A 26,288-nucleotide genomic window follows, 5' to 3' on the forward strand; every position below is an offset into this window, starting at 1 on the left:
GCGAAAATAGAAGATTTGTAAAGAAATGAATTCAAGGAGTTTTATCACTGTGTCAAAAGCATGTCGAATTGTGGATTTCCGCTATTGTTTGTGATGAATTCAAAAACTCCTCCGCGAAAAATGCGGAGGAGCAAGAATTCAGTATTTCATAAGAGAGCGAATGTTATGGTTCTCCAATTTCCGACGGCCATCCAAGTAAGTGAGTTCGATTAGGAAAGCACAACCTGCAACTACGCCGCCGAGCTTTTCTACAAGTTCGACTGTTGCTCCAACTGTTCCGCCAGTAGCAAGAAGGTCGTCCACAATCAGAACGCGCTGTCCTGGTTTAATGGCATCTTTATGAATCGTCAATTGGTCCACACCGTATTCTAAATCATAGTTGACGGCAATCGTTTCACGAGGTAATTTGCCGGGTTTACGAACCGGCGCAAAACCGATTTCCAGTGCATAGGCAACCGGACATCCGATGATGAAACCTCGTGCTTCAGGTCCAACAATCAATTCTGCGCCCATTTCTTTTGCGTATTCCACGATTTGGTCCGTGGCATATTTGTAGGCTTCACCATTATCCATGATGGTTGTAATATCTTTAAAACTGATCCCTTTTTTCGGATAATCGGGAACTACTGTTACGAATTGTTTCAAGTCCATACTGTTTCCTCCTTGACGGCTATCTCCTGATGCACCTTTTGAAACCATTGCTTGAGCTCATGGTAAGGGGCATACAGCATCCGTTCTTCCATTTCAATCTGGCTTTTCCGTTCTTGATAAGCAGGTGCTTCGGCAAGATCCCGCTTGCCTGCTGTCGGTTCGATAGTAACGACACCATTCTCTATCTTAACAAATCCTAAATCAAAAAACACTTTCGACATGAAATAAATCGTATCTATTTTCCAACCTTTGTGTTTCGCCAACTGCTCCGCTTGTGCAGACAAATCGAATGTTCCGCGTTTTTTCAAGAAGCTGAAGTACCAACCGAACTCTTGTCGATCCGGTAGACCGTCGAAATAACGCGAATCCGGTGCATAGAAATGTGCATATATTCTACCTGGATTGTACTCACTCAGTAACGATTCGATCTGTTGTGGGTGTTCAGGTATATCCAGCAGCACAATATGTTCAATCGTTTCAACTGCCTGACGTTCATCATACAGTGTGATTTCTCTTCCTTGGAGGATCGGCAGGAAGTGGGTTTTCGATTGAGGTTGGAACGCTATATAGAGTGCATTGTCCTTCGGTATTGTATGAATCCACCGAAGCGGATCCCGAATGCCTCTCAAATCGAATACTTGACGCTCATCAGAACGGATATCCTGGAGCAGGATTTGCGGTTTTTTAAAATTATTCCACTCATTCACCTGCAAATCTCCGGTTACAATCAGCGACATGCCGTGTGTCATTTCATCTGCGAGTTCACCAGACCCGAAGCTGATAGCATCCAATTTACTTTCCCCATCTTCCAGTTCAAGTTTCAAATGATTTTTCGCAGCACCGATTTTTCGGATGGAACCGACCGTGATGTGCTCAATCATATATACCGGTTTCGGGAAATCCATTCCAAATGGGCGTAACTGCTCCAATGATTCCAATACGTCCACTTCAATTTCATCGATTGTCAGCGGAACGTCAATTTGAACAGTGGCGATGAGCTGCTCCTCTGTTAACACTTGTGCAGCTTGTTCATTCAGACGGTTACGTAAATCGTCTACATCCGCCAATGCAAGTGTCATACCTGCAGCCATAGCGTGTCCACCGAAGTGCGGCAGCAGCTCTTTGTTCTTCGTGAGTTCCTGATAAAGGTCGAATCCCTCGATACTGCGCGCAGATCCTTTTGCAGTTTTTGCAACCGGGTCAATGGATAATACAAGTGACGGCCGGTGGAATTTCTCAGTCAATCGGGAAGCGACGATACCAATAACCCCCGGGTTCCACCCTTCTTTGGCAAGAACCAATACATGGGGAATGGCCGCTCCGTAACTTTCTTCGATCATTGCGAGCGCTTCTTCAGCGATTCCATTGACAAGAGCTTGTCGTTCTTTGTTGAGACGGTCCAGCTCATTTGCGATTCCAGTTGCTACTGCGCTATCCTCCGCTTTCAAGAGTTCCACAGCAGGATCTGCGTCTCCTAAACGTCCTGGTGCATTCAGACGTGGTCCCACCATGAACCCAAGTGTCTCTTCCGTGAAATGCCGCTGTTCTGTTCCGCCTATTTTCGCTAATGCCTGAATTCCCGGACGACTCGACATGCGGAGTCGACGAATCCCTTCTTTCACAAAATACCGGTTTTCATCCAATAGTGGAACAAGGTCTGCCACTGTACCGATTGCTGCAAATTCAAGAAGGTCGAGAGGTGCTTCACCAAGAAGTGCAGTTGCTAATTTAAATGCTACGCCAACACCTGCGAGCTCCCCGAACGGATAACTTCCTTCAGGATGTCTTGGATGGATCACAACATCTGCCTGTGGCAAGGTTTCTCCGATTTCGTGGTGATCGGTGATGATGATGTCAAGACCGAGCGATTTAGCAAATTCGGTCTGTTCAATACCGGAAATACCGTTATCCACTGTAATAATGAGAGACGCGCCAAGATCCGCAATTTCTTGGAACAGCTCGCTGTTAGGTCCGTAGCCATGTTCAAAGCGATTAGGGATGATAAAGGATACATCTGCACCTAATCTTTCTAAAGCTGACATTAGGACGGATACACTAGTTACCCCATCGGCATCATAGTCACCATAAACAACAATGTGCTCACCGTTCTCGATAGCTGTTCGAATTCGTGCGACTGCTTTGTCCATATCATGCAATAGAAAAGGGTCATGCAGAGCCGTTACATCTACCGATAAGAATTTTTTGACCGCTGCAGGATCTTGGAAACCGCGAGATGCCAGAATCTTCGCATGGAGCGATGGCAACTTCAATTCTGTCATGAAGCTTTTAACTAGCTCTTCGTCCGGTCTATGGATCTTCCAGTTTTTATTAGATTTGATCAATGCATTCACTTCCTCATTGGTATTATACCGGCTGCAGGTGATTTCCGAAAGGATTGTATCCAAAAGAAAAACGTCTTTGCAGAAATCGCAAAGACGCTTATTGTATTACTTTTTGGCATCGTACTGATCGTTTAGCACTTCATTTGCAAGCTCCGGTGATTTCTGAAGCATTGCAATTTCGTTTTGCTGATTGGCAATCATAGTTTCTTTCTCAGTGATCTGCCGTTTCAACACGTTCACTTCACGTCGGGTCCTGACAGAACGGAATACAGCAAATAGACCGCTTGCGAGGGCACCGAGTAAAGCGGATCCGAGAATGACCAGGACGAGCGGCCAGTGCGCTTCTCCGAATACATAGTCGACTGGAACTTTACCGACATTGAATACAGCGAAAACTGCAATGATGAGTGCGAATAATAATCCGAATACGAGCATCCATTGGGACTTCATGAGGACTTCCTCCTTTGTTTAAAAGCTGCCACGATAGCAATCGGGATTCCTCCCACCAGCGTTTTATGCAATTAGGCAATAAAAAACAGGTATACCTGAGTATACCTGTTAAAGGAACCATTGAAACGTCTTAGACAATCGGTTCGTCCGATCCCCATTGTTTCTTTTCTTTAACTGTTTTAAGTTTACCATGTTTCTTGATTTCACGCTTTTTCAGGTCGAACCAGATTTGAGCGGAAATGTAGATCGATGAATACGTACCTGCGATGAGACCGATCAATAATGCAATCGAGAATGGCCGGATCGCTTCTGCACCTAATGCAATAAGTGCAACGACAACGATGAGGACTGTCAATACGGTATTCACAGACCGTCCAAGCGTTTGACGAAGTGACTTGTTGATAATATCCGCCAGGTCATTCTCGTTATCCAAGTGACCGATTTTATGAAGGTTTTCACGGATCCGGTCGAACGTTACGATCGTATCGTTGATGGAATACCCGACAATCGTCAGTACTGCCGCGATGAAGGTGATGTCCACTTCCAGACGCAAGATACTGAAGATCGCAATCATGAAGAATGCATCATGCACCAGTCCGATAATGGCCGAAACTCCCATCCGCCATTCAAAACGGAATGCAACGTAAATGATGATTCCAAGCGCTGCAAGAAGCAAGGCTTTGATCGCATTTTCCGCCAATTCTTTTCCGACTTTGTCTGATACTGTGGAAATATTCGGTTCAGCTCCATACTTTTCAGCAACTTGACTCTTGATACCGTTCACTTCTTCTTGACTGAATTCTTCTTTGAATCGGGCAACACCGATGTTGCTCTTTTCTCCAGAGATGACGATATCATCTGTAGGATGACCGATATCTTCCAAATACGTACTGATTTCTTCTTTCGTTAAAGTACTCTCTGAAAGAATTTCCGCTCGCGTACCACTGGAGAAGTCAATTCCTAAATTCAGTTTAAAGATTCCTAGGACAATCATCCCTGCAATCAGTAAAACAATCGAGAGTGTATAGAACCGCTTACGGCTATGCACAAAGTCGAAACGATCGAATTTCGTTGTCAATTCAAGCGTATCGACGTGGTCTTCCAACGGGTGAACGCGTTTCGGAGAAATTCCGAACCAACTTGTTTTCCCGTCAAATATTCCGCTATTAACAAGCAAGCCAAGTAGTAAGCGTGAGCCCCATACAGCGGTTAGGAAGCTGACAGCGATACTGATGATGAGCATCGTTGCAAATCCTTTAACAGAGCTTGTCCCGAAGATGAACAAGACGACTGCTGCTAAAAGCGTTGTAACGTTTGCATCTAAAATCGCAGTGAAGGATTCTTTAGCACCACGAGAAAATGCAGTCTTTATGGAACTGCCGACGCGGAGTTCCTCTTTGATTCGTTCGTAGGTCAGGATGTTGGCATCGACTGCCATACCTACTCCGAGCAGCAATGCTGCAATACCTGGCAATGTCAGCACACCATTTATGAGTGTGAAAACTACCAAAATCAAGAAAATGTATACAGAAAGTGTAATGACTGCAACAAATCCAGGGATACGGTAATACACGAGCATAAAGAGGAAGATCAACGAAACGCCTATAATACCAGCAGTAATCGTCTTATCCAATGCCTGTTCACCGAACTGTGCACCTACGGATGTCGAATACATCTCTTCAAGGTGGACTGGGAGAGCTCCAGCATTCAGGATACCTGCTAGATTTTTTGTCTCTTCAACTGTGAAACTACCTGAAATTTCAACGTTCGATGAATTGATGGTCTGCCGTACGGATGGCGCCGAGATGAAGCGTGGGTCCGGTTTCTTGATCTCTTCTTTGTAAGAGTCTTTGCCTTCTTCAAAGTCCAGCCAGATGACCATGACGTTCTCAGGCGCTTTAGCAGCGACTGCAGCGGTAACTTCCGCAAACTTCGAAGGATCTTTCATCTCAAGTGTTACGACTGGATTGCCGCTTTCACCGAAATTCGCCTTCGCTTTACCAGCTTTCAAATCATCTCCGTCAAGTAGTAATTTATCATCCGCATCACGGAACGTTAAATTTGCTTGAGTCGAAAGTAATTCACGTGCCTTCTTCTGGTCATCTACACCAGCCAGCTGGACACGGATCCGATTGTTCGATTCAATCTGAATACTCGGTTCACTGACTCCGAGTACGTCAATCCGGTTACGAAGTGCCTTCGCAGTATCTGCGACGACTTCTTCTGTAATCTTTTGATTGTTCGTCCCTGTTTTCAATTGCTCGACTTCATATAAGACTTCAAATCCGCCTTGCAAATCCAGACCTAACTTAACATTTTTTAAAATCGGGTTCGCTGTACTGCCGATCGTTGCTGCAAAAATGACGAGCAACAATAAAAAGGCGACCAGCCGTCCTCTCTTCTTCATGATCCATTTTCCCCCTCTATATGTGAAGCGGTATTACTTTGATTACTTTGTTATGTACGAAAGAATCATCAACACAACAATTATGAGACAGAGAGACTCCTGTGTCAAATGCTATCCTGCCTAAATTTAACTTTCTGAATTCTTTTTAGGGGCAAGTAATAATTGAAGCTCATCACTGTTCAAATCTGAAAACCAGTCTGAGCTCCGCTGTTCTTCTATTTGCGTGTATGTCATATATTCAGCAGGAGTGAGTTCCATGACATCATTGATCAGCACGTACGTCCTCATTTCACTGATATTTCGCTTTCGCCACTTTTTTTGGACACAATATTTCCAGATATCTGCTTCAGTGACTGTTGAATAGCCGTAGAAATGAAATTCATTCATCTTACTTTCAATTGCAGGGCGGACATGGTCGAACAATTGCTCGTATTTGTTATCCACTCACGTTCATCCCTTCTTTAATCGAGAGTTGTAAATGTACATGTTTCCGCATACTAATAGTGTATCTGAATTGGTCGGACTTGAGAAGGAGTTGTTTTCATTGTCTTCATTTATTCGCGGAACTGTCATCTTGATGATTGCGGTTTTCATGACAAAACTACTTGGATTTGTGTATCGTATTCAGTTTATGAGGGTTGCTGGCGAAGAAGCAGTGGGAATTTACATGACTGCCTATCCGGCGTTCATCTTTTTCTTATCCCTCGTGCAGCTCGGCATTCCAATTGCTATTGCGAAAGTCATCGCTGAACTGAAAGCGAAAGGTGAAACTGCCCGCTATTCACAAGTGATGCGCAGTTCTACATTTATTACACTGTGCACGGCTTTCATTTTCATTCCGCTTTCCGTCTTATTTGTACCTTTTCTCTCCGGGACGTTGTTAGGTAATTCCGCAACGGCTACGACTCTATATGTTGGGATTGCTATCATTCCTATTGCCGCGATCGGCGGGATGATTCGAGGTTTTTTTCAAGGAATCGCCCGATTGGAAGAGACGGCTTGGTCGCAAATCCTGGAACAATTCATCCGGATCATACTTATCACGTGGCTGCTCCCTTATTTCCTGGTAGACGGGAACACTTCGTTGAATGCTGCTATTGCCATGGCCATCACATTACTAGCTGAAGCAGGATCGGTATTCTATTTGTGGCTTAAATATAAAAAACATAAAAAAAACACCCCTGCAGTACGTGACAGGGATGGACAATATCCATTCAAACCTTTACTCTCTGTAGCTTTGCCATCTTCAGGAAGTCGATTGTTCGGAACGTTCACTTGGTTTTTAGAACCGATCATCTTTTTACGAGCACTTGCTGTATCGGGAATTACAGCTGCCGCGGCCACTTCACTCTATGGCGTGATTTCAGGTGTGCTCATTCCCCTGTTACTCTTTCCGTCGTTTATCTCCTACGCGCTTTCTGTCGTACTTATTCCCGCCGTCAGCGGAGCATCTGCATCCGGGAATATTAGCAAGCTCCAAGAACGCATTCACCTATCACTCCGATTATCCGCCTTGACAGGTGCATTTGCAGCAGCGGTATTTTTCATACATGGTAAAGAAATGGCTGAATCCCTTTTCCACATTACAAAGGGTGCATCCTATATGGCGATGCTTGCACCAATCTTTTTCTTCTACTACATTCAAAGTCCGTTGTTTTCCATTTTGCAAGCAACAAATGAAGCGAAAGCGGCTATGATGAACTCCGTTTACGGAGGTATTGCCAAGTTGGTTGTCATGTTCGTACTGGCTTCCCAACCCGGACTCCAAGAAACAGGGGCTATTTTAGCGATTGGATTCGGTGTCTTGATCACCTCATTTCTACATATTGCAACGTTGAGGAAAAACAGAAAGACGAATACGGGGTTTACGATGTTTGCACTTCCCTATGCCTCGTTCATTATGACTGCGATCATGCGCCCCATTTTTCTCCCTGTCGGCAATTACGGGCTATGGGGCGATTGCGGGATTACCGCATTATTTCTAGCTGTTGTCCTCTTCTTCACAGGACAGTTACAGCGCAATGACATCCGACATTTCAAGAAACTATTTGCTCGTTACAAATAATCTTGCTTCAGCTGAACCTTCAGTTCTCCATTTTCATACGAACAGTAGAAAACTTGTTGGGGATCTTCAATCCCTTTTTTACGGAGTTCCGCTAGTAACCACTCTTCAGTTTTCTCATAGATCTTCAAGTGTCGATGATCGATGTCTCCATCAGATATCAACGGAAGAACAGGCGCGGTTTCTCCATATTTGAATACCGATAAATTACCAGACGGTTCCAAATATGCGTATGCCACTTCAAACACCGAACCAACTTGCTGTTCACGTAATTGCTGGAACAAGTCATCTAGATTATAGCGCTGTTTACGCATCTCTTCTTCTAGTATTTTTCCATCTTGAATGAGTATCGTTGTATCTCCGTCAACAATGTCACGGAACTTCTTATTCTTCAAAGAAATAAATGACGATACAAACTGAATAACGAGTAAAATGAGCATAGGGAAAATCGAGTTAATGAGCTTGACGTCGGGAGAGTCTAACGCAAATGCCGCCACTTCAGCAATAATGACAAAGACGACTATGTCAATTACACTGAGTTCACCGACTTCCCTCTTTCCCATCAGACGAAGGATGAGAACTATGAGTGCATACAAAAATACCGTGCGATACCCGATAATAACTAAATCATGCATGACTGCACCCTCCTTATCGTTCGTAGCTTGCCCACAAGAGCTTTCGCTTAAACGGATAAAGGCATAAAAATAGACCTGCCCACGAACCTGGGCAGGTCTCCTTCAATTTCAGTATTAAATAGCGGTTGTGCTCTCTGTAACCCGACCGACAGCTTGACGATCAAATTGCAGTACAGCGCCGTCTGCAGTTTTCAAAAATACAGAAGTTTCATCGACTGCGTCAATTGTTCCGTGTAAACCACCGATTGTAACGACACGATCTCCACGCTTCAAGCTTGTCTGCATCTCTTTTGTTGCTTTTTGACGTTTTTGAGCTGGTCGAATCAGCAAGAACCACATAATTGCGATCATCGCTACGAACGGCAGCAAATTCAATAAAGTTTCATTCATCTAAAATCCCCCCCTACTTTGACTAGTATACAAGAATTAAAAGTTTTTTGCATTCGGTTTGTTGAAACCATATTGCTCGAAAAACTCTTCACGGAAATCACCGAGACGATCATTCCGGATTGCATCTCGTACTTGCTCCATTAAATTGAGCAAAAAGTACAAGTTATGATATGACGCGAGACGCAGACCAAAAGTTTCATTACATTTAATTAGGTGACGGACGTATGCACGGCTATAATTTTTGCATGTATGACAATCGCAGTTCTCATCAATCGGACCAAAATCCTTTTCATATTTTGCGTTTTTGATGACAACGCGTCCATTACTTGTCATTAATGTTCCATTACGGGCGATACGCGTCGGCAATACACAATCGAACATATCCACTCCGCGGATTGCCCCATCAATCAGTGAATCCGGAGATCCGACGCCCATTAAATAGCGTGGTTTGTCTGACGGCAACAGAGGTGTCGTGAATTCAAGGACACGGTTCATAATATCCTTCGGCTCGCCGACTGATAGTCCGCCAATTGCGTATCCAGGGAAATCGAGGGATGTGAGATCTTTTGCACTTTGTTTACGTAACTCCTCGAATTCACCGCCTTGCACAATTCCGAACAGGCCTTGATCGTTAGGACGCTGATGCGCATTGAGACAACGTTCCGCCCAGCGCGAAGTCCGCTCGACGCTCGCTTTCATATACTCATATGTTGCTGGAAAAGGTGGACATTCATCGAACGCCATCATGATGTCTGAACCCAGTGCGTTTTGAATGTCCATCGCTTTTTCCGGACTTAGGAAAAGCTTACTTCCGTTCAAATGATGTCTGAAGTGAACGCCCTCTTCTTCGATTTTACGCATATCACTTAACGAAAACACTTGGAATCCGCCTGAATCCGTGAGAATCGGTCGATCCCAGTTCATGAATTTATGAAGTCCGCCTGCTTCCCGGATAATTTCATGACCCGGACGCAGCCATAAGTGATACGTATTGCTCAAGATGATTCCAGCACCGATCTCCTTCAACTCTTCCGGAGACATCGTCTTCACAGTTGCCATCGTTCCTACTGGCATGAATGCGGGTGTTTCAAAAGATCCGTGTGGCGTATGGACTATTCCAAGCCGTGCGCCTGTTTGCTTACATGTTTTAATATGTTCGTACGTAACTGCTGGCATTATTCGTTCTCCTTCTTTCTAGACGGACGGATGAACATCGCATCTCCGAAACTGAAAAAGCGATACTCCTCTTCAATCGCCTGGTGATAAGCATTTAATATATAATCTCGAGTGGATAGCGCGGATACGAGCATGACTAATGTCGATTTCGGCAAATGGAAATTCGTAATCAGTCCATCCACCGCTTTGAACTCGTAGCCTGGGAAAATGAAAATAGACGTCCAACCCGAACCTGCGATAATCTTGCCATCATTTTCGCTTGCGATGGTTTCGAGCGTACGAGTGGACGTTGTACCTACTGCAATGACCCGTCCTCCCGCTTCTTTTGTGCGATTAATCGCAGCAGCTGTATGCTCGGTTACTTGATAGTACTCCGCGTGCATTTCGTGTTCCTCAATCGAATCGACGCTAACAGGACGGAATGTCCCAAGTCCCACGTGAAGTGTGATGAATTCCACACCGACCCCTTTAGCCCGCAGCTCATCTAAGATCTCTTCGGTGAAATGCAACCCTGCTGTCGGGGCTGCTGCAGAACCACGCTCTTTTGCAAACACAGTTTGATAGCGTGATTGGTCATCAAGTGATTCCGTAATATAAGGAGGAAGGGGCATTTTCCCTAAGGCGTCAAGCAGTTCGTAGAATATCCCTTCATACGTAAACTTGAACGTCCGACCGCCTTGTTCGGCAACTCCGGTACATTCGGCAGTCAACCTGCCATCTCCGAATGTAATGACCGTACCGGGCTTCACACGTTTCGCCGGTTTGACAAGCGTTTCCCACTCATTGTCACCAGTTTCTTTCAGTAATAGCACTTCGATCGAAGCACCAGTTTCTTCTTTCAGACCAATCAAGCGGGCTGGTAACACTTTCGTGTCATTCAGCACGAGAAGATCGCCTGCCTCCAACTCATCGACAATTGCACGAAAATGTCGATGTGCCACTTCTCCTGTTTCACTATTCAACACAAGCATCCGGCTTGCAGTTCGGTCAGCAAGTGGAGTCTGTGCAATCAACCGTTGTGGTAAGTCAAAGTCAAAATCATGTACATCCATTCCATCCAGTCTCCTTATTTTCGTAAAGTCAGCGCTCTTCGGGCATTGGATATCCAAAGTGTTCATACGCCAAATGGGTCGCAATTCTTCCTCGCGGGGTCCGTTGAATGAACCCGATCTGCAATAGATAGGGTTCGTAGACGTCTTCCAGTGTGACCGACTCTTCCCCGATACTAGCTGCTAGGGTTTCCAAACCGACCGGACCGCCTCTGAACCGTTCGATCATCCCAGTCAATAACTTATGATCGATATGATCTAATCCATGGGAATCCACTTGCAGCATTTCCATTGCTTCTTTTGCGATGTCGAGAGAAATTGTACCATTCCCGCGCACTTGCGCATAGTCTCGCACTCTGCGAAGCAGACGATTTGAAATACGCGGTGTCCCTCTTGACCTGCGAGCAATTTCTATAGCAGCTTGGTCTTCGATTTTCACATTGAACAAGCCCGCACTTCTGATGACAATTTCCTGCAGCGGTTCTATGTCATAGTATTCAAGACGTAACGGAACGCCGAACCGATCCCGGAGCGGTGCGGAAAGTGATCCCGCCCTTGTTGTCGCCCCGATCAAAGTGAACGGAGGCAGATCGAGACGAATCGATTTGGCAGAAGGTCCTTTTCCAACAACGATGTCTAGGCAAAAGTCTTCCATCGCAGGATACAGCACTTCTTCAATCGCCCGGTTCAACCGGTGAATTTCATCAATGAATAAGACATCTCCCGGCTCGAGTGACGACACGACCGCAGCCAGATCGCCGGGCCGTTCAATCGCAGGACCACTCGTCATGCGCAAGTTGACACCCATTTCGTTCGCAATAACTGCGGCGAGTGTCGTCTTCCCAAGTCCAGGCGGTCCATATAATAAGACGTGGTCCAAGCTTTCACTCCGCCCTCGGGCGGCTTCAATGAAAATCGACAAGTTGTCTTTCACTTTTTCCTGTCCGATGTACTGCACTAATCTTTGAGGGCGCAGGGATTGTTCAAACCCTTCATCGAAATCCGAAAGTTCACTTGACAGTACCCGTGAATCCATTGTTCTCCCTCCTTTTCAACCGTAGGCATGCAACTCGTTATCATTGTTGCTTCAATAACAGCTGCAACGCCCGTTTCATATAGCCTTCTGTCGTTAACTCTTCTTTTTCGAGCGCTTTTTTCACTTTTGCTATTTCACGAGCCGAGTAACCAAGTGCTTCCAACGCAAGCATCGCTTCTTCAAGAGCACCATTTTCTGTAAGCGTGAACAGCGTATTCCCATCATCTTCAGGCATGTCCAACTCTGTGAAGAGATCCACCAATTTACCTTTCAAATCCAAGATCATCTGGCGCGCCGTCTTCTTTCCGACGCCAGGAAACTGCACAAGGAACGCCTCGTCTTCACGCTCGATGGCACTAATCACTTGTGAAGGGATCCCACTTGAAAGAATCGCAAGTGCCCCTTTTGGACCGATTCCTGATACGGTGATCAGTTTCCGGAAGAGTTCCCGTTGCTCTAACGACAGGAAACCCATGAGCAGCTGTGCATCTTCACGAACATGATGATGAATGAAGATCTGCTGCTCTGTTTCCGTTACATGAAACGCATACGGATTCGGAGTCAGCACTTGATAACCGATTCCTCTATTTTCTATCGTAATATATTCAGGTGTCACTCGGGTAACGAACCCTTTTATGTAATCATACAATGCCACTTACCCCCTAGATTCTTATCTTCAAGTATACCACATGAACGTGCAATACTACGCCGTCTAATCACCAAAAAGAACTGCCGGACGTATACAATACGACTTCGGCAGTCCTTATGGGAGATAGTGATTGTGTTCAAGTAAATCATTGGAAAATCGACATAGGTCCGGCCAGCGCATCAATGCAAGCTCGGTAAATGGGATGAGTTGCTGCGCTAAAATCCGTTGACGTTCCTCAGGAAGTGTCGTTAAATACGACCATTCACGCAACACCTCATTCGGATACTGCAACATCGCGATCGATTGCTGACCCAGTACTTGCAATCTAGGTTCTTCGTCAAACAATTGTCTTGCATTGTAATCGACTTTCGGAAGTACTCGATGAAGCCATAATGCGATTTCGACATCCGGATGACCTGTACATGCTAAATCAAAGTCTATCAGCATCACGTTGCCATCGCGAGTTTTCAGTAAGTTGTGATGGACCACATCTCCGTGAAGGAGAGTGTGGGGTGATTCCCGAGCAGGCACAGTCCGTAAACATTCCAGTGCTTGCTCGCTATACCATTCAATGAGATCGCAAGCATCGTCCCCTAAATAAGAAGCAATGGTTTGGCGATTGTTGCGAAACCTCTCCAGTCGCCAACTCCATTTCTCCAACAATGAATAGGTTTTTAGATACGGCAGCGATTTCCAATCCACAACAGATTCCGTCTCATGGAGGGCTTCCAGTGCAGTCAAAGAAGCCCTCCGATCAGATTGTTTCGTAAAATCCACTGGACTTGCATCCATTATCCATGGCTGAACCACAATGTGAGCATTCCCTTTAGATGTGACAGATGCACAAAAGGGAAATCCCACTATTTGTAACAGTTCATGTATTTTCCTGATTTTGATGGCATCCCGCACATCCGAATAGCGCTTCACTGAATAGTCAATACCATCTTCTTCTATTCTCCACACATTTTCTTTAATGCGAGTAAGTCTCTTTTCAACTTCCACGGCCGATCAATACGAGCCCATTTGGTTTTGCCCGTAGTTTCCTTGCGGTGGATAGCTCATTTGCGGGTAGCCTCCATAAAAAGGCTGTACTCCCATCATTGGCATCCCGTAATACGGAGTGGGCGACATATTTGAACCGCAAGATGAGCATAAATGCATGTATTGCGGATGCTGTGCAGCCTGAATGCCTTGCATCGGTACTTGATGATTGTTCGGATAGTGCTGCGGGTATCCCTGTTGCGGCATCTGGTGAGGAACATATCCTTGTTCAGGCGGACAGAAGGCAGGCGGTGATAAGTCAAAACCGGACGACTCGTTACTCGGCATTTGAACTGTCGGAGATTCCCACTTTTTCATACTATCGCAATGATTCGGCGACACACCAGGTCCTTGGCCAGCCATAATCGGCGACTCATCTTTACATTCCGGTGATTCGGGCTGCATGTTCCATTGTGGCGGTTGTACAGGGACCTGTGGCATCATCGGCGGTGCCATCGGTTGCTGCATATGATGCTGCATCGGATGCGTGCACGGATGGCAGTCTGCATCGTAAATCGGCATCCATCCACACGGAATGCCAATGAACATCGGGTGGACCATCGGTTGGTGCTGTACCGGTGGCATCGGCGGAGCTGGCGGTGCTTCACAGTTCGGTGATTCCGGCTTAGGTATCGGTTTCACTTCTGGCTTCGGCGGAGCCGGCGGTTTCGGCATCGGCTGTGGCTTCACTTCGGGTTTTGGGGCCGGTTGCGGTTTCACCTCTGGCTTAGGTGCAGGTTTCGGCGGTGGCGGCGTCGGTTTCTGTGGTGGTGTTGGCTGCTGTACCGGTGGTGTAGGTTTTGGAATTGGAGCTACTGGTGGAGCCGGTTGAGGTGCTGGTTTCATCGGCTTCTCATGAGGTTGCGGTTGTTTATCTTTCCCCACCTGCTTTTGAGGAGGTTTGGTCCCCTTGCCTTCAGGCAGAAAAATTTTCATGCCTGGCACAATGTAGTCTGGATTGGCTAAATGTGCATTCACCTTTTTCAATTCTTCAAACGAAATTCCATACTGACGCGCTATCTTCCAAAGCGTGTCACCTTTTACAACGATATGGACATTCACTCTGTAAAGTCCCCCTTCCATCGACTCATCTTATGAACGGGTGCCCGGATGTGTGACCATGCATAATGTTAGGCACCTTCTCTTTCAACTATACGAATCGGAAGAGGTAAATAGTACTTCATCACAAAAAATACCTGCCGATTACTTGCCGGCAGGTGATTGTTGAGTATACGTACTATAAGATCCGAAAGAGGATACATCACAATGGAGGGCTTGGAGTTCTTCCATTGCACCTTTCATCATCGGATGATCTTCCGTTTCTGCAACATCAATGATAAAAAAGTAATTGCCAAGACCCGTTTTCAATGGACGGGACTCAATTTTACTTAAATTCAGCTTGCGCCATGAAAACACCGATAAGATCTGATGGAGCATACCGGGCTGATCATCCTCAGGCAATTTCACCATAAGAGTGGTTTTCGGATTCCCTCCGCCTTCATAGGTTAACGTTTCTTTACGTAACGATAGGACAACGAATCGGGTATGATTAAAGTGGAAATCATGAATCGATTCTTCCGCGATATGGAGCCCGTATGTATCTGCAGCAAGCTGGTTGCCTATCGCAGCAATCGGAAGCTCCGGATGCTCCGATACGTATTTAGCTGCTGCTGCAGTTGAAGACGTTTGGATGAGAGGGACTCTTCTGAAGTGATATTGCAAGTATTTGTGACATTGTGCAAGTGCGTGAGGGTGTGAGTGAATCGATGCCAGTGAATCGATCTTCTTAGCTTGTTCAGGATGCACCATCAAATGTTGTCGGATAGGTGTGGACAGTTCGGCGTTTATGAACAAATCACTGCCATGGAACAAATAGTCAATCGTAAGCGGCACAGAGCCTTCCAACGCATTTTCAAGCGGTACAATCGCATAGGCGACATGACCTTCGGTGACTGCTTCTATACAATCAGGAATCGATGGATATGGCATGAGACCATCCGTCCCAAAAAAATCTGTCGCAGCAATATGTGTAAATGAAGCTTCCGGCCCTAAATAAGCAACGGATGGTGTTAACGATTCATGTTTCATCATCAAATTCCCCTTTCACAATGCGCCTGAACTGACCAAATGGACCGAGTCTACAAAGCTCGGTCCTTTCAGTTTATGGATGAATGCCTCCATCGAGATGTCCATCTCCGTGACATCCAGCGACAACGTAATGTTAGCCCGTCCCTGTACGGGTATCGTCTGGTGAATCGTGAGCACATTGCAATGTGATGAAGAAATCAGCTCCATCAACACCGCAAGTGAACCTTTCAAGTCTTCCAATTGGATGAAAACCGTCAGTACCCGTTCTCGCGCTATCGCTTCAAAGGGATATACCGCATCCTTATACTTATAGAATGCACTTCTCGATAATCCGACTTGAGCGGTCGCTTCTTGGATGGTTGTCGCTTCACCGGATACGAGAAGCCGTTTCGCTTCCAGCATCTTTTGCATGGACTCCGTCAAGACATCTTCACGCACCAAATAGAATTGGTCTTCCCCCAATTGTTTCATCGTTAATCCCCCTGCAGCCGACAATCGGCTCTCCATTAATCGATAAATTCAAATTCGAAGTCAAGCAGTCGTACGATGTCTCCATTTTCCGCACCGCGTTCACGAAGAGCATCATCAACACCCATTCCTCGCATCTGACGTCCAAATTTACGGACAGATTGGTCGAAGTTGAAATCCGTCATCTTGAATAGGCGTTCGATGGCATATCCGGACAATACGAATGCACCATCGTCATCTCGCGTAATTTTGAAATCAGGTGTTTCCGGTTCGTATTTGTAAAGAACTGAGTGCTCTTCTTCGGTTTCTTCCACTTCATGCATCGGGAATTCAGATGTCACTTCCAGCAGATCTGCAATTGCAAACAGTAGTGAATCTAATCCATTGCGCGTTATTGCTGAAATCGGGAAGATTTTGTGATCTGTTTCACCAAGTTTTTCCTTGAAAGCTTGAAGGTTTTCTTCAGCATCCGGCATGTCCATTTTGTTAGCTACAATGATTTGAGGGCGCTCCATCAGACGTAAGTTGTATTGCTCAAGCTCGGCATTGATGGTCTCGAAATCTTCAAACGGATCTCGTCCCTCCAAACCTGACATATCGATGACGTGAACGATGACACGCGTCCGCTCAATATGGCGTAAAAACTGATGTCCGAGTCCTACCCCTTCGTGTGCACCTTGGATAAGGCCTGGCAGATCCGCCATGACAAATGTCCGGTGATCCTCTGTTTCAACAAGCCCCAAGTTTGGAACGAGTGTCGTAAAGTGGTAATCAGCAATTTTAGGCTTTGCAGACGAAAGTACTGAAAGCAATGTGGATTTTCCAACACTCGGGAATCCGACAAGACCGACATCCGCGAGCACTTTCAGTTCTAGCATGATTTCTCGCTCTACACCAGGTTCTCCTTTTTCAGAGAGCTCCGGTGCCGTGTTTTGCGGTGTGACAAATCGGCTATTACCGCGTCCGCCGCGTCCGCCGCGTGCAATGACTGCAGTTTGTCCATCTTCCACTAAATCCGCAATAATCTCTTTTGTTTCCACATCCGTCACAATTGTGCCAGGCGGAACTTTAACAACCATACTCGTACCTCGGCGTCCGTGCTGGTTTTTGTTGGCACCATGTTCTCCACGCGGTGCTTTAAAATGACGTTGGTAACGGAAATCCATCAACGTCCTCAATCCTTCATCAACGACGAATATGACGTCTCCGCCATTCCCACCATCTCCGCCTGCAGGTCCACCGAATGCTATATATTTTTCACGACGGAACGCAACGATTCCATCGCCACCATTACCGCCTTTAACGTAAACTTTTACCTGATCGACAAACATGTAATTTCCTCCTATTGTCCACGAATCGTGAACGTCCAATACTCATCTTCTAAAGACAGTTTTGCTGTCCAGTCTTTCTCATATACATCTTTCCATACAATCGGCGCTGTTTGTCCGGGAAGCGAAAGTGACACTTCCCACTCGTCCACCGTTGTGGTCACAAAAATGTTGACCATACAGTCAGCGTAAGGATCCGCGCCATTGACAAGTTGCTGGAATACATTGTCCAAGACACCAACGATTGCCTGGTCATCCGCTTTTCGTGCAGACTTCCTTGGCACGATTGTTGATTGCAACTCTTTAGTAAACGCTAAATAGTTCCAGCTAAAAGTTAAGATCCACGTTTCGAGTGCCGGCATGTCTAGTCCACTCAGTTGGGAGTCGTTACGCATGCGTTCTGTAGCTTCCAGAAGTTTGCGCCGTGCTTCGGGGACATTATTGAGGTCCATATGCATGAGGATGAGCTGCAGCTCATTTAAAAAGTCATGCCGGGCGAATTTCATCGCATCCCGGACAGTCAACTCCGATTTTTCCATCTTCTTCACCGCCTGCAGTTTCGTTCTTTACAGTATAGCATTATGAGGGTATTGTTCGTCAAAAAGTTAAGACAGACACTTATTATTTAATATAATTGGATGCTAATTTGCAAAAAGGTTCAAAGTGCTTTCAATATGTGTAAGGAATTTTTAACAATAAAAAAGGACTGCACACTTGGCGCGTGCAGTCCTTTTTGGATTCAATTCTTATGCTTCCTGCACTGCAGGATACACACTTACTTTTTTCTTGTCGCGGCCAAAACGCTCGAAGCGTACTACGCCGTCAACTTTAGCGAAAAGAGTATCGTCGCCTCCGCGACCTACGTTTTCACCTGGGTGAATTTTCGTTCCGCGCTGGCGGTAAAGAATAGAACCACCAGAAACGAATTGTCCATCGGCACGCTTAGCGCCAAGACGTTTCGATTCGGAGTCACGACCGTTCTTTGTAGAACCTACCCCTTTTTTCGATGCGAAAAACTGAAGATCTAAACGTAACATGTATTCCACCTCCTACTTGATAAAAGTTATTTTAATAAATTGCGCATAGTCTTGTTCAATCGTCTGCATGGAAACAATCATCGCACGCACGATCACTTGCTGATCATGATCATCTTCCGTCTCCGGTAGAACGACTTTCAGATATCCGCCATCTTCTCCTTGCTGGATCGCTGGCGTATTCCCAGTGAGTGTAAGAATTGCATTCACAGCGCCGAATGACACTGCAGAAGCAGCTGCACACACTAAGTCTTTCCCATGTTCCGCGTAGTCGGCATGTCCGCTCATCTCAAAAGAGTTGATACGGCCAGATGCTTGTTCCTGTACGGTGATTTGAATCATAACAGCTTACAGGTTGATGCCTTCGATAACAACCTTAGTATAAGGCTGACGATGACCCTGTTTTCTGCTGTAGTTCTTTTTCGGCTTGTATTTGAAGACAGTGATTTTTTTGCCTTTGCCCTGTTTCACGATTTTCGCTGTTACAGAAGCACCTTCCACGAATGGAGCGCCAACTTTCACGTCATCTCCACCTACAAAAAGAACTTTGTCAAATGTTACAGCCTCATCAGCTTCTCCCACCAATTTCTCGATGAAGATCTCCTGACCTTGCTCAACTTTGATTTGCTTTCCACCAGTTTCAATAATTGCGTACATACTTGCACCTCCTCAAATAGTCTTAGACTCGCCTTCCCAGGTGATCCATGTGGATGCTTGGACCTGGTTCAGTGCGGTTGCAGCACGGGTGCGCTACAAACATAACATTAGAATAATAACATGCACAAAACGTTACGTCAAGTCATTCCTTTTCAATTGCTCATATATCCTATGATATCGTCTGAATCGGAACACACTGATGTTCTGCAAGCATAAAAATACCGCCAAACTTATTAAAAGAGCAGTTTCGGGTAATCCTGCCAGTAACACAGCTACTCCGACCATCAGAAACGCGATAGAAAACAGCAGAAATGCGGTGTGGTCGAAATACCGGCTTTCTTCACGTTCTGCGAGCGCAAGTAATGCCTGTCCGCCGTCTAACGGCAAAATCGGTAGTAAATTAACCATCAGAATCAACAACTGGATGCGAGCTACATCCAAAGAGCCCGGGAATTGCACTGTCAAGGCCGCTGCAAGCAACAGTGCCGTTGCAAACGGACCGCCAAGAGCCAGCAGGACACGTGCACGCCGCGAATGGTTAGCACGCCCTGCGATTTCCAACTCTCCACCGTAAGGAAGGATCGTTATCGAACGGACGCGCATTCGATTCGCTTTTGCCGCCACTAAATGTCCCGCTTCGTGTATGAGCAGCGATCCGAAAACAATCGCATAGGCAGCAAGTCCGCCCATTACAGCAAGCAGGATGAAGACCGGCAGCAGAATCGGATGCAGCCGGAACCTCAAGGACTTACTTCCGAAAAGAACGCAGGTAATAGCGTCGAGTCAAGTACAAGTCCGTCCCGCTTCACTTTTAAATACATCGTCCCTTCATCCATCACTGCGAGCGTGTCCCCTTTGTCGACAGCCGTATATGGCAACTTTGCGAACGAGCCTACGAATCCGTAAGTGACTTCATCTCCATTATCATATTGTACTGTAAGCGTTTTTCCCGACTGTCTGGTGAATCCTGTAAATACAATGAGACCGCTTCCTCGGGCCGCAATTGGAAGTGGTTCAGGATAAGACAGGATCACGCCCGATTTATACGGTTGCATCGATTCGTACGCCGCAAACGGATCGACAGCTTCGACATCCCCGCTTACTTGGATCATTCCCGATTCCTCAGAGTCTATCATCGAGGCTACCCATTTTTTCATCGCCACAAAATCTTGACCAGTAGAAAGATACTGGGTGACAGGACGCTCCATTACGCCGAGTCGCTCTAGTTTAGCAACCCCCAGGATCGATACTGTAAATACGAGCGCCAAGATCCATTTCGTCTTCCCTCTCAAACGTGCACCCCCTTTTTTTCAGTATATGAAGCATGACTCCTGAATAGTCGGGTTAGCACGGTTTTGTACGGAAAGAGACAAACATCCAATCACGGATTTTTCAGCAAAAAAATCCTCCGCACCGGCAGGCACAGAGGACAGTGGAGATTATTTCGAAAATAGCAACTTCAATTTACTGAAGAATCCTGGTTTTCCAGTATCCACTGACATCAGCGGCACAGATTCACCTAATATTCTTCGCGCGATATTACGATATCCTTGAGCAGCCGGATTGTTTGGATCCATGACCACAGGCTCGCCCTTATTGGAAGATGAGATGACATTTTCATCGTCGAGCACGATTCCTAGCAAATCGATTGAAAGATGTGAAGTGATGTCATTCACGTCGAGAGTATCCCCTGAATTGATAAGGTTCCGTCTAATCCGATTAATAATGAGTTTCGGCGGCTCGATATCTTCCGCCTCCAGCAGACCGATGATGCGGTCTGCGTCCCGGACTGCCGAAATTTCCGGTGTCGTCACTACAATTGCCCGATCCGCACCTGCAACGGCGTTTTTGTACCCTTGTTCAATACCAGCAGGGCAATCGATCAAAATGTAATCATAATCGCGTTTCAACTCAGTTATCAAGTCTTTCATCTGTTCCGGCGTGACTGCGTTTTTGTCGGTCGTCTGTGCAGCAGGCAGCAAGAACAGTCGATCTTCGAACCGCTTATCTTTGACGAGTGCTTGCTGAATTCTGCAACGACCTTCTATGACATCTACCAGATCGTAAATAATACGATTTTCAAGGCCAAGAATGACGTCTAAATTTCTCAATCCAATATCTGTATCGACTAGACAAACTTTCTTACCTTGAAGGGCCAATGCAGTACCGAGGTTTGCCGACGAAGTAGTTTTTCCAACTCCGCCTTTCCCAGATGTTATAACAATCGCTTCTCCCACATTAGCTCCCCCCTTTAAATGTTGACAACTCTGGCCGCAATAGCCTTAAATCCTGCAGACGGTCAATGGCGATACACCCATTTGTATGCAAGTATGCGCACTCCATTTCAGGATGCTCAGACAAAATCGCGAGCTCATCTGTCATCGTTTCCATTTGGTCCGCAATCATGAGGTGTGTCGCTTCCAACCACGAAGCCGCAATAACCGCTTCACGGTTGCCTGCGTTCCCTGCATGCGCTTTCCCTTTCAACCTGCCAAGTATATAAATGCTTCCTGCCGCAGAAACATGTCCATTTGGATTCACATCTCCGATGACAACCAAATCTCCTTTGGCATGTACTTCCTGACCGGAACGCACAATTCCGATGTACGTCTCAGACTGCCGTTCTTGTACGCGGCGGTTGCATTCTTCTAAAGTAATTACATCACTTTGAATCTTTGAAACACGTAAATGCCCAGCAGACTGGACAACTTGTATAATCTCTTTTGCAGTCTGGTCACTACAATAGCGCGTTCCTGTATGGATTTGCACTTCGACTGCACCCTCAAGACCAGGATCCTGTGCTTTCTTGCCCAACTCCTCCAAGAGATCGGAATAGGCGCATTGATCGTCAAGCCGCAGGATGAGTCCATCTTTGGTCCCTTTAATCGTTACTACTTGCTGTTTCGTCACTTGCGTCACCCCGCCCTATGCGAAAATTACATACCGGCTTGCTTCTCTACGACTCGTTTGTAAATCAGATTTTTAAACAACCAGCCAAACATGATAATGAATATCAAGTTAGCGATCACTGTCGGTACGAGTCTCGCTGTCATAAACACTTCCATACTGATTGACGTCAGTGCAATCAGACTTGCGAACAGATACGACATCGTTTCCAGCAAGACGACCATGAACAGAGACAAGAGCATGACAGTCCCGGTAGACCGATGAACTTGACGGATGATCACAAAAGCTAAGAAACAAATCAGCGGATAGAGAAACGTATATATCCCAATAATATCAATGTGATACATATCATACAAGAGGCCAAACGATAAACCATAGATAACCGCCTTGCGAAGATCATAGTAGGAAGCGATGAATACTAAGTAAACAATGACAAATCTCGGAACGAGTGTATAGCGGACCTCACCTAGTTCGATAGGTGAAAACAGACTGAATACCGGTTCCAGAAAAAACAGAACGACAGCAATAAGAGGGATGATGAACCGGGTCATGATCCATCCTCCCCCTCCGTCGCCGACGTTCCAGGGTCATCTGTCCCTTTTGCAGTTGCAGACTGTCTTTTTGCGATCATGACATGGTCGAGCATCGAAAATTCTGCAGCCGGACGTACATAAGCCAGTTTCGTAAGACCATAATCATCTGTAGACACTTCCGTTACTTCTCCAATTAACAGACCTTTAGGGAAAATCCCGCCAAGTCCGGAAGACATCACTTTTTGTCCCACTTTCACTTCAAAACCGGAATCGATCCGTTTCATTATCAATTCGCCACGTTCAGGATCGTATCCTTCCATCAGACCAAAAATATCTGTTTTCCCAGGAATCATTGCAGACACGCGGAAATTCTGGTTTTCAGTTGACAACAATTCGACAGTTGAATTGAATTCAGTCACGAGAACCACTTTCCCGATAAGCCCATTCGCTGTCAACACGGCCATGTTGCGCTTGACTCCATCTTTTTTCCCTTTATCGACAATGATTTTCTCTTCCCATTGGTCGGGATTCCGTGAAATGACAGTTGCTTGAACAGGATCATACGCGCGTAAATCATCTTTCTTATCGATGATCTTACGTAAACGCTCATTTTCTTGTTTGATATCTGCTAGTTCCACTTCTGTTGAAGCATACTCGGTCAGACGGGCTTTCAATGCCTTGTTTTCTTCATATGTATTCAAAATTCCATCAATGTCATCGAAAAATCCGGTAATGGAATGAGCCGGTTTGGAAAATAGAGATTGTCCAAAACCGACGACATCCTTCACCATCTTTTCAGGGAGGTTGGCGTTTTGCCGGTCTTTAAGAGAAAAAGCTATCAATGCCACCAGGACAATTACGCCCACGAGCAATAAAATTAAACGTTTGTTCGAAAAAAATCGCGGCATTGCCGATATCCTCCCTCAATTATTTCGCTTGCATCTTTTTAATGACGTCAAAGTTGTCAAGCGCTTTACCTGTTCCGATCGCAACACAATCCAAAGGATCTTCTGCGATGAATACTGGCATGTTCGTTTCATCAGAAATCACCTTGTCCAAGTTGCGTAGCAGCGCACCACCGCCAGTTAAGACGATACCGCGCTCCATCACGTCAGCAGACAATTCTGGAGGTGTCGTTTCCAACGTCTTTTTCACACCGTCGACAATTTGCAACAAAGATTCACGCAGCGCTTCGACAATTTCGTCCTGAGAGATTTCAAGTGTTTTCGGTAGACCCGTCAACAAGTCCCGTCCACGGATTTCCATCTTCTCAGATGTCTCAAGAACGCTAGCAGAACCGATTTCAATTTTAATCGCTTCAGCTGTACGTTCACCGATCGTCAAATTGTACGTCTTACGGATATAGCTGATGATCGCTGCGTCCATTGTATCACCACCGACACGAATCGACTCGCTTGTTACGATTCCTCCTAAAGAAATCACCGCAACTTCAGTCGTACCTCCACCGATATCGACAACCATACTACCAGTAGGTTCCCATACAGGCAGATTCGCACCAATTGCAGCTGCAAAAGGCTCTTCAATCGTGAACGCATCTTTTGCGCCTGCTTGACGGGCTGCGTCAATGACTGCACGCTGCTCAACAGAAGTAATTCCGTAAGGCACACAAACCATGACGTTCGGTTTCTTCCATGAACCGCCTGCCGCTTTTGTTGCTTCTTTCATATAATGCTCGATCATAGCAGTAGTAATATCAAAGTCAGCAATAACTCCGTCTTTCATCGGGCGTGTTGCAACGATCGAACCTGGTGTACGGCCGATCATATTTTTCGCAGCACTACCTACAGCTACGATCTCATTTGTCATCGTATTTTTTGCAACTACGGAAGGTTCCCGCAGAACAATTCCTTTTCCTTTGATGAAAACCAACGTATTGGCGGTGCCGAGGTCAATCCCGACATCTCTCGCTCCTAGTCCAAACAAATTCGTTCTTCCTTTCTGCAGTACCGTTTTTATGAGGCTTCTTAAAAGCATACACCATAGTATAACGGAAAGGCGAACAAATTCACAGTGTCACATGTATCCCTTTTCTTTCAGGGAGATAAAGCGCTGGTCTCCGATGATAATATGATCCAAAAGATCGATTCCCATGAGCTCCCCAGCTTCAGCGAGCCGTTTCGTCACTTCAATGTCTTCAGGAGACGGGGTTGCGTTACCCGAAGGATGATTATGAGCGACCACTAAAGAGGCCGCTGAGCGCTTCACAGCTTCACGGAAAATCTCCCGGGGATGCACAATCGAAGAGTTCAAACTGCCTATGAAAACCGTCTGCTTATGCAACACTTCGTTTTTCACATTCAGAAACAGGACAACGAAATGTTCTTGCGTCAACTTTGACATATCCGTCATTAAGTAGGCCGCGGCATCTTCGGGTGACTTGATGGCATACCGTCCGTCTTGCGCAACCGAATAGATCCGTTTGCCAAGTTCAGCGGCCGCCATGATCTGCACCGCTTTTGCGTCTCCCACCCCTTTGACGGCTGTCAATTCTTCAATCGTGACGTCCCGTAAATCCTGGATTTTATCAAACTCGGATAACAGCTTATTCGCAAGAACCAGCACGGATTCTTCACGCGATCCAGTCCGAAGTAAAATCGCAACGAGCTCCTGATTGGACAAACTGGATGCTCCTTGACGTGTCATCCGCTCGCGCGGCCTGTCTGCGAAATGGATGTCACGAATCATTAACGCATCTTTATAACCCGTCGGCATCAGCGATCGTCCCCTTTCAACCTGATCAGACCTCTCGACCGCATAGCGTCCGCCAGTTCTGAGATAGGCAGACCGACGACGTTATCGTAATCACCAGCGATTTTTGCGACAAGTAACCCGCCCGCTGTTTGAATGCCATAGCCGCCTGCTTTGTCCAGCGGATCACCCGTTGCTGCGTAAGCATGAATAAGTGCGTGATCCAACTTCCGAAATGTCACTTCGGTTATGGATGTAAAATTGGTGACCGCACCGTCTTGTAAAAGTGTGACGCCGGTTATGACACTGTGAGTCCGTCCCGAGAGCTCATGAAGATATTCCACTGCTTGAGCAGCTGACTTCGGCTTCGGGAACACCTTTCCGTCTAACGCGACCACCGTATCGGCTCCAATCACTAGAGTCCCCGGGTGGTCTTCATATATAGCGGACGCCTTAATGGACGCCAGAGCTTGTGCATAAGTTTCCGGCTTTTCACCATTTTCTATCGGACGCTCATCCGCGGTGCTGGCGTGCACAGAAAACGGAACTCCTAAACGTGCGAGCAACTCTTTTCTTCGTGGCGAAGCTGATGCTAAAATAATGGTTTCATTCGTTTCAAAAAACATACGTAAACGCCCCCTTTGCCACATCATACGACAATGTGACCCGGAAGAAA

30 protein-coding genes and 1 other annotated feature are annotated in these 26,288 nt (G+C 46.1%); of the genes, 1 reads left to right on the forward strand and 29 read right to left on the reverse strand.

Annotated features, from left to right (window positions below; translation table 11 throughout):
- Positions 1–138 precede the first annotated feature (138 nt).
- From H9659_RS08425 to H9659_RS08445, 5 genes are all read right to left on the reverse strand, one after another.
- On the reverse strand, positions 139–651 hold the full coding sequence (locus tag H9659_RS08425; RefSeq protein ID WP_191689504.1) for an adenine phosphoribosyltransferase: 513 nt from the start codon (positions 649–651) through the stop codon (positions 139–141).
- Positions 642–2,993: a single-stranded-DNA-specific exonuclease RecJ gene (gene recJ, locus H9659_RS08430; RefSeq protein WP_191689505.1), complete on the reverse strand. Its 2,352-nt coding sequence runs from the start codon at positions 2,991–2,993 to the stop codon at positions 642–644. The genes H9659_RS08425 and recJ overlap by 10 nt, the downstream gene beginning before the upstream one ends.
- 105 nt (positions 2,994–3,098) lie before the next feature.
- Positions 3,099–3,443 (reverse strand): LapA family protein, encoded by a 345-nt coding sequence (locus H9659_RS08435; RefSeq protein WP_191689506.1) that lies wholly within the window; start codon positions 3,441–3,443, stop codon positions 3,099–3,101.
- Positions 3,444–3,573: 130 nt separating this feature from the next.
- On the reverse strand, positions 3,574–5,850 hold the full coding sequence (gene secDF, locus H9659_RS08440; protein WP_191689507.1) for a protein translocase subunit SecDF: 2,277 nt from the start codon (positions 5,848–5,850) through the stop codon (positions 3,574–3,576).
- 126 nt (positions 5,851–5,976) lie between these two features.
- Positions 5,977–6,294, reverse strand: coding sequence for a post-transcriptional regulator (locus tag H9659_RS08445; RefSeq protein ID WP_191689508.1), 318 nt, complete (start codon positions 6,292–6,294; stop codon positions 5,977–5,979).
- Between the two features lie 100 nt (positions 6,295–6,394).
- Between H9659_RS08445 and H9659_RS08450 the strand changes: the two genes are divergently transcribed.
- On the forward strand, positions 6,395–7,915 hold the full coding sequence (locus tag H9659_RS08450; protein WP_191689509.1) for a putative polysaccharide biosynthesis protein: 1,521 nt from the start codon (positions 6,395–6,397) through the stop codon (positions 7,913–7,915).
- On the opposite strand, the gene H9659_RS08455 is transcribed toward H9659_RS08450, so the two are convergent.
- From H9659_RS08455 to H9659_RS08570, 24 genes are all read right to left on the reverse strand, one after another.
- Positions 7,906–8,547 carry a DUF421 domain-containing protein gene (locus H9659_RS08455; RefSeq protein WP_191689510.1) on the reverse strand — a complete coding sequence of 214 codons (642 nt, stop codon included), beginning with the start codon at positions 8,545–8,547 and terminating at the stop codon, positions 7,906–7,908. The two genes, H9659_RS08450 and H9659_RS08455, sit on opposite strands and share 10 nt — an antisense overlap.
- 114 nt (positions 8,548–8,661) lie before the next feature.
- Positions 8,662–8,937, reverse strand: a complete 276-nt coding sequence (gene yajC, locus H9659_RS08460; RefSeq protein WP_191689511.1) for a preprotein translocase subunit YajC — start codon at positions 8,935–8,937, stop codon at positions 8,662–8,664.
- A gap of 36 nt (positions 8,938–8,973) precedes the next feature.
- The gene (gene tgt, locus H9659_RS08465; RefSeq protein WP_191689512.1) at positions 8,974–10,113 is read right to left on the reverse strand and encodes a tRNA guanosine(34) transglycosylase Tgt; all 1,140 of its coding nucleotides are present in this window, start codon (positions 10,111–10,113) and stop codon (positions 8,974–8,976) included.
- On the reverse strand, positions 10,113–11,165 hold the full coding sequence (queA, locus tag H9659_RS08470; RefSeq protein ID WP_191689513.1) for a tRNA preQ1(34) S-adenosylmethionine ribosyltransferase-isomerase QueA: 1,053 nt from the start codon (positions 11,163–11,165) through the stop codon (positions 10,113–10,115). Before queA ends, tgt begins: the two co-directional genes overlap by 1 nt.
- Before the next feature lie 28 nt (positions 11,166–11,193).
- Positions 11,194–12,198 carry a Holliday junction branch migration DNA helicase RuvB gene (gene ruvB, locus H9659_RS08475; protein WP_191689514.1) on the reverse strand — a complete coding sequence of 335 codons (1,005 nt, stop codon included), beginning with the start codon at positions 12,196–12,198 and terminating at the stop codon, positions 11,194–11,196.
- Between the two features lie 40 nt (positions 12,199–12,238).
- Positions 12,239–12,847 (reverse strand): Holliday junction branch migration protein RuvA, encoded by a 609-nt coding sequence (gene ruvA, locus H9659_RS08480; protein WP_191689515.1) that lies wholly within the window; start codon positions 12,845–12,847, stop codon positions 12,239–12,241.
- Positions 12,848–12,961: 114 nt separating this feature from the next.
- Complete coding sequence (locus H9659_RS08485; protein WP_191689516.1) at positions 12,962–13,849, reverse strand: phosphotransferase; 888 nt, start codon at positions 13,847–13,849, stop codon at positions 12,962–12,964.
- Between the two features lie 6 nt (positions 13,850–13,855).
- A complete protein-coding gene (gene safA / locus H9659_RS15660; protein ID WP_318240710.1) occupies positions 13,856–14,950 on the reverse strand; it encodes a LysM peptidoglycan-binding domain-containing protein in 1,095 nt (364 codons plus the stop codon).
- Positions 14,951–15,091: 141 nt separating this feature from the next.
- Complete coding sequence (gene pheA, locus H9659_RS08495) at positions 15,092–15,976, reverse strand: prephenate dehydratase (protein ID WP_191689631.1); 885 nt, start codon at positions 15,974–15,976, stop codon at positions 15,092–15,094.
- 15 nt (positions 15,977–15,991) lie between these two features.
- Complete coding sequence (locus H9659_RS08500; protein ID WP_191689517.1) at positions 15,992–16,447, reverse strand: ACT domain-containing protein; 456 nt, start codon at positions 16,445–16,447, stop codon at positions 15,992–15,994.
- A gap of 35 nt (positions 16,448–16,482) precedes the next feature.
- Positions 16,483–17,775 (reverse strand): GTPase ObgE, encoded by a 1,293-nt coding sequence (gene obgE / locus H9659_RS08505; protein ID WP_191689518.1) that lies wholly within the window; start codon positions 17,773–17,775, stop codon positions 16,483–16,485.
- 11 nt (positions 17,776–17,786) lie between these two features.
- Entirely contained in the window at positions 17,787–18,311 is a 525-nt protein-coding gene (locus H9659_RS08510; RefSeq protein WP_191689519.1) for a Spo0B domain-containing protein, read from the reverse strand.
- Between the two features lie 207 nt (positions 18,312–18,518).
- Positions 18,519–18,809, reverse strand: coding sequence for a 50S ribosomal protein L27 (rpmA, locus tag H9659_RS08515; RefSeq protein WP_025783524.1), 291 nt, complete (start codon positions 18,807–18,809; stop codon positions 18,519–18,521).
- Positions 18,810–18,821: 12 nt separating this feature from the next.
- Positions 18,822–19,148 (reverse strand): ribosomal-processing cysteine protease Prp, encoded by a 327-nt coding sequence (locus H9659_RS08520; RefSeq protein WP_191689520.1) that lies wholly within the window; start codon positions 19,146–19,148, stop codon positions 18,822–18,824.
- 6 nt (positions 19,149–19,154) lie between these two features.
- Positions 19,155–19,463 carry a 50S ribosomal protein L21 gene (gene rplU / locus H9659_RS08525; RefSeq protein WP_025783522.1) on the reverse strand — a complete coding sequence of 103 codons (309 nt, stop codon included), beginning with the start codon at positions 19,461–19,463 and terminating at the stop codon, positions 19,155–19,157.
- A gap of 14 nt (positions 19,464–19,477) precedes the next feature.
- Positions 19,478–19,552, reverse strand: a sequence feature (ribosomal protein L21 leader region).
- Positions 19,553–19,595: 43 nt separating this feature from the next.
- Positions 19,596–20,207, reverse strand: coding sequence for a site-2 protease family protein (locus tag H9659_RS08530; RefSeq protein ID WP_191689521.1), 612 nt, complete (start codon positions 20,205–20,207; stop codon positions 19,596–19,598).
- Positions 20,204–20,755, reverse strand: coding sequence for a M23 family metallopeptidase (locus tag H9659_RS08535; protein ID WP_191689522.1), 552 nt, complete (start codon positions 20,753–20,755; stop codon positions 20,204–20,206). The genes H9659_RS08530 and H9659_RS08535 overlap by 4 nt, the downstream gene beginning before the upstream one ends.
- Positions 20,756–20,902: 147 nt before the next feature.
- Entirely contained in the window at positions 20,903–21,700 is a 798-nt protein-coding gene (gene minD / locus H9659_RS08540) for a septum site-determining protein MinD (protein WP_191689523.1), read from the reverse strand.
- A gap of 1 nt (position 21,701) precedes the next feature.
- Positions 21,702–22,373, reverse strand: coding sequence for a septum site-determining protein MinC (locus H9659_RS08545; RefSeq protein WP_191689524.1), 672 nt, complete (start codon positions 22,371–22,373; stop codon positions 21,702–21,704).
- 26 nt (positions 22,374–22,399) lie between these two features.
- A complete protein-coding gene (gene mreD, locus H9659_RS08550; RefSeq protein ID WP_191689525.1) occupies positions 22,400–22,921 on the reverse strand; it encodes a rod shape-determining protein MreD in 522 nt (173 codons plus the stop codon).
- Positions 22,918–23,811 carry a rod shape-determining protein MreC gene (gene mreC, locus H9659_RS08555; protein ID WP_191689526.1) on the reverse strand — a complete coding sequence of 298 codons (894 nt, stop codon included), beginning with the start codon at positions 23,809–23,811 and terminating at the stop codon, positions 22,918–22,920. The genes mreD and mreC overlap by 4 nt, the downstream gene beginning before the upstream one ends.
- A gap of 19 nt (positions 23,812–23,830) precedes the next feature.
- Entirely contained in the window at positions 23,831–24,847 is a 1,017-nt protein-coding gene (locus H9659_RS08560; RefSeq protein ID WP_191689527.1) for a rod shape-determining protein, read from the reverse strand.
- 90 nt (positions 24,848–24,937) lie between these two features.
- The gene (radC, locus tag H9659_RS08565; RefSeq protein ID WP_225217737.1) at positions 24,938–25,636 is read right to left on the reverse strand and encodes a RadC family protein; all 699 of its coding nucleotides are present in this window, start codon (positions 25,634–25,636) and stop codon (positions 24,938–24,940) included.
- Positions 25,636–26,238, reverse strand: a complete 603-nt coding sequence (locus tag H9659_RS08570) for a Maf family protein (protein ID WP_191689528.1) — start codon at positions 26,236–26,238, stop codon at positions 25,636–25,638. Before H9659_RS08570 ends, radC begins: the two co-directional genes overlap by 1 nt.
- Between the last annotated feature and the right edge of the window lie 50 nt (positions 26,239–26,288).

The sequence above is a fragment of the Sporosarcina gallistercoris genome (genome assembly GCF_014836415.1).
In the GTDB taxonomy this organism is placed as follows: domain Bacteria; phylum Bacillota; class Bacilli; order Bacillales_A; family Planococcaceae; genus Sporosarcina; species Sporosarcina gallistercoris.

What these genes read in the sequence shown, in the direction of transcription:
- radC (WP_225217737.1), bottom strand. Translation starts at nt 25,636, where the DNA reads ATGCCGACGGGTTATAAAGATGCGTTAATGATTCGTGACATCCATTTC.
- H9659_RS08500 (WP_191689517.1), bottom strand. Translation starts at nt 16,447, where the DNA reads ATGAAACAATTGGGGGAAGACCAATTCTATTTGGTGCGTGAAGATGTC.
- H9659_RS08455 (WP_191689510.1), bottom strand. Translation starts at nt 8,547, where the DNA reads ATGCATGATTTAGTTATTATCGGGTATCGCACGGTATTTTTGTATGCA.
- rpmA (WP_025783524.1), bottom strand. Translation starts at nt 18,809, where the DNA reads ATGTTACGTTTAGATCTTCAGTTTTTCGCATCGAAAAAAGGGGTAGGT.
- rplU (WP_025783522.1), bottom strand. Translation starts at nt 19,463, where the DNA reads ATGTACGCAATTATTGAAACTGGTGGAAAGCAAATCAAAGTTGAGCAA.
- queA (WP_191689513.1), bottom strand. Translation starts at nt 11,165, where the DNA reads ATGGATGTACATGATTTTGACTTTGACTTACCACAACGGTTGATTGCA.
- H9659_RS08520 (WP_191689520.1), bottom strand. Translation starts at nt 19,148, where the DNA reads ATGATTCAAATCACCGTACAGGAACAAGCATCTGGCCGTATCAACTCT.
- secDF (WP_191689507.1), bottom strand. Translation starts at nt 5,850, where the DNA reads ATGAAGAAGAGAGGACGGCTGGTCGCCTTTTTATTGTTGCTCGTCATT.
- H9659_RS08435 (WP_191689506.1), bottom strand. Translation starts at nt 3,443, where the DNA reads ATGAAGTCCCAATGGATGCTCGTATTCGGATTATTATTCGCACTCATC.
- yajC (WP_191689511.1), bottom strand. Translation starts at nt 8,937, where the DNA reads ATGAATGAAACTTTATTGAATTTGCTGCCGTTCGTAGCGATGATCGCA.
- mreD (WP_191689525.1), bottom strand. Translation starts at nt 22,921, where the DNA reads ATGACCCGGTTCATCATCCCTCTTATTGCTGTCGTTCTGTTTTTTCTG.
- tgt (WP_191689512.1), bottom strand. Translation starts at nt 10,113, where the DNA reads ATGCCAGCAGTTACGTACGAACATATTAAAACATGTAAGCAAACAGGC.
- pheA (WP_191689631.1), bottom strand. Translation starts at nt 15,976, where the DNA reads ATGAAACATGAATCGTTAACACCATCCGTTGCTTATTTAGGGCCGGAA.
- ruvB (WP_191689514.1), bottom strand. Translation starts at nt 12,198, where the DNA reads ATGGATTCACGGGTACTGTCAAGTGAACTTTCGGATTTCGATGAAGGG.
- H9659_RS08425 (WP_191689504.1), bottom strand. Translation starts at nt 651, where the DNA reads ATGGACTTGAAACAATTCGTAACAGTAGTTCCCGATTATCCGAAAAAA.
- H9659_RS08510 (WP_191689519.1), bottom strand. Translation starts at nt 18,311, where the DNA reads ATGGAAAAATCGGAGTTGACTGTCCGGGATGCGATGAAATTCGCCCGG.
- obgE (WP_191689518.1), bottom strand. Translation starts at nt 17,775, where the DNA reads ATGTTTGTCGATCAGGTAAAAGTTTACGTTAAAGGCGGTAATGGTGGC.
- mreC (WP_191689526.1), bottom strand. Translation starts at nt 23,811, where the DNA reads ATGCCGCGATTTTTTTCGAACAAACGTTTAATTTTATTGCTCGTGGGC.
- H9659_RS08570 (WP_191689528.1), bottom strand. Translation starts at nt 26,238, where the DNA reads ATGTTTTTTGAAACGAATGAAACCATTATTTTAGCATCAGCTTCGCCA.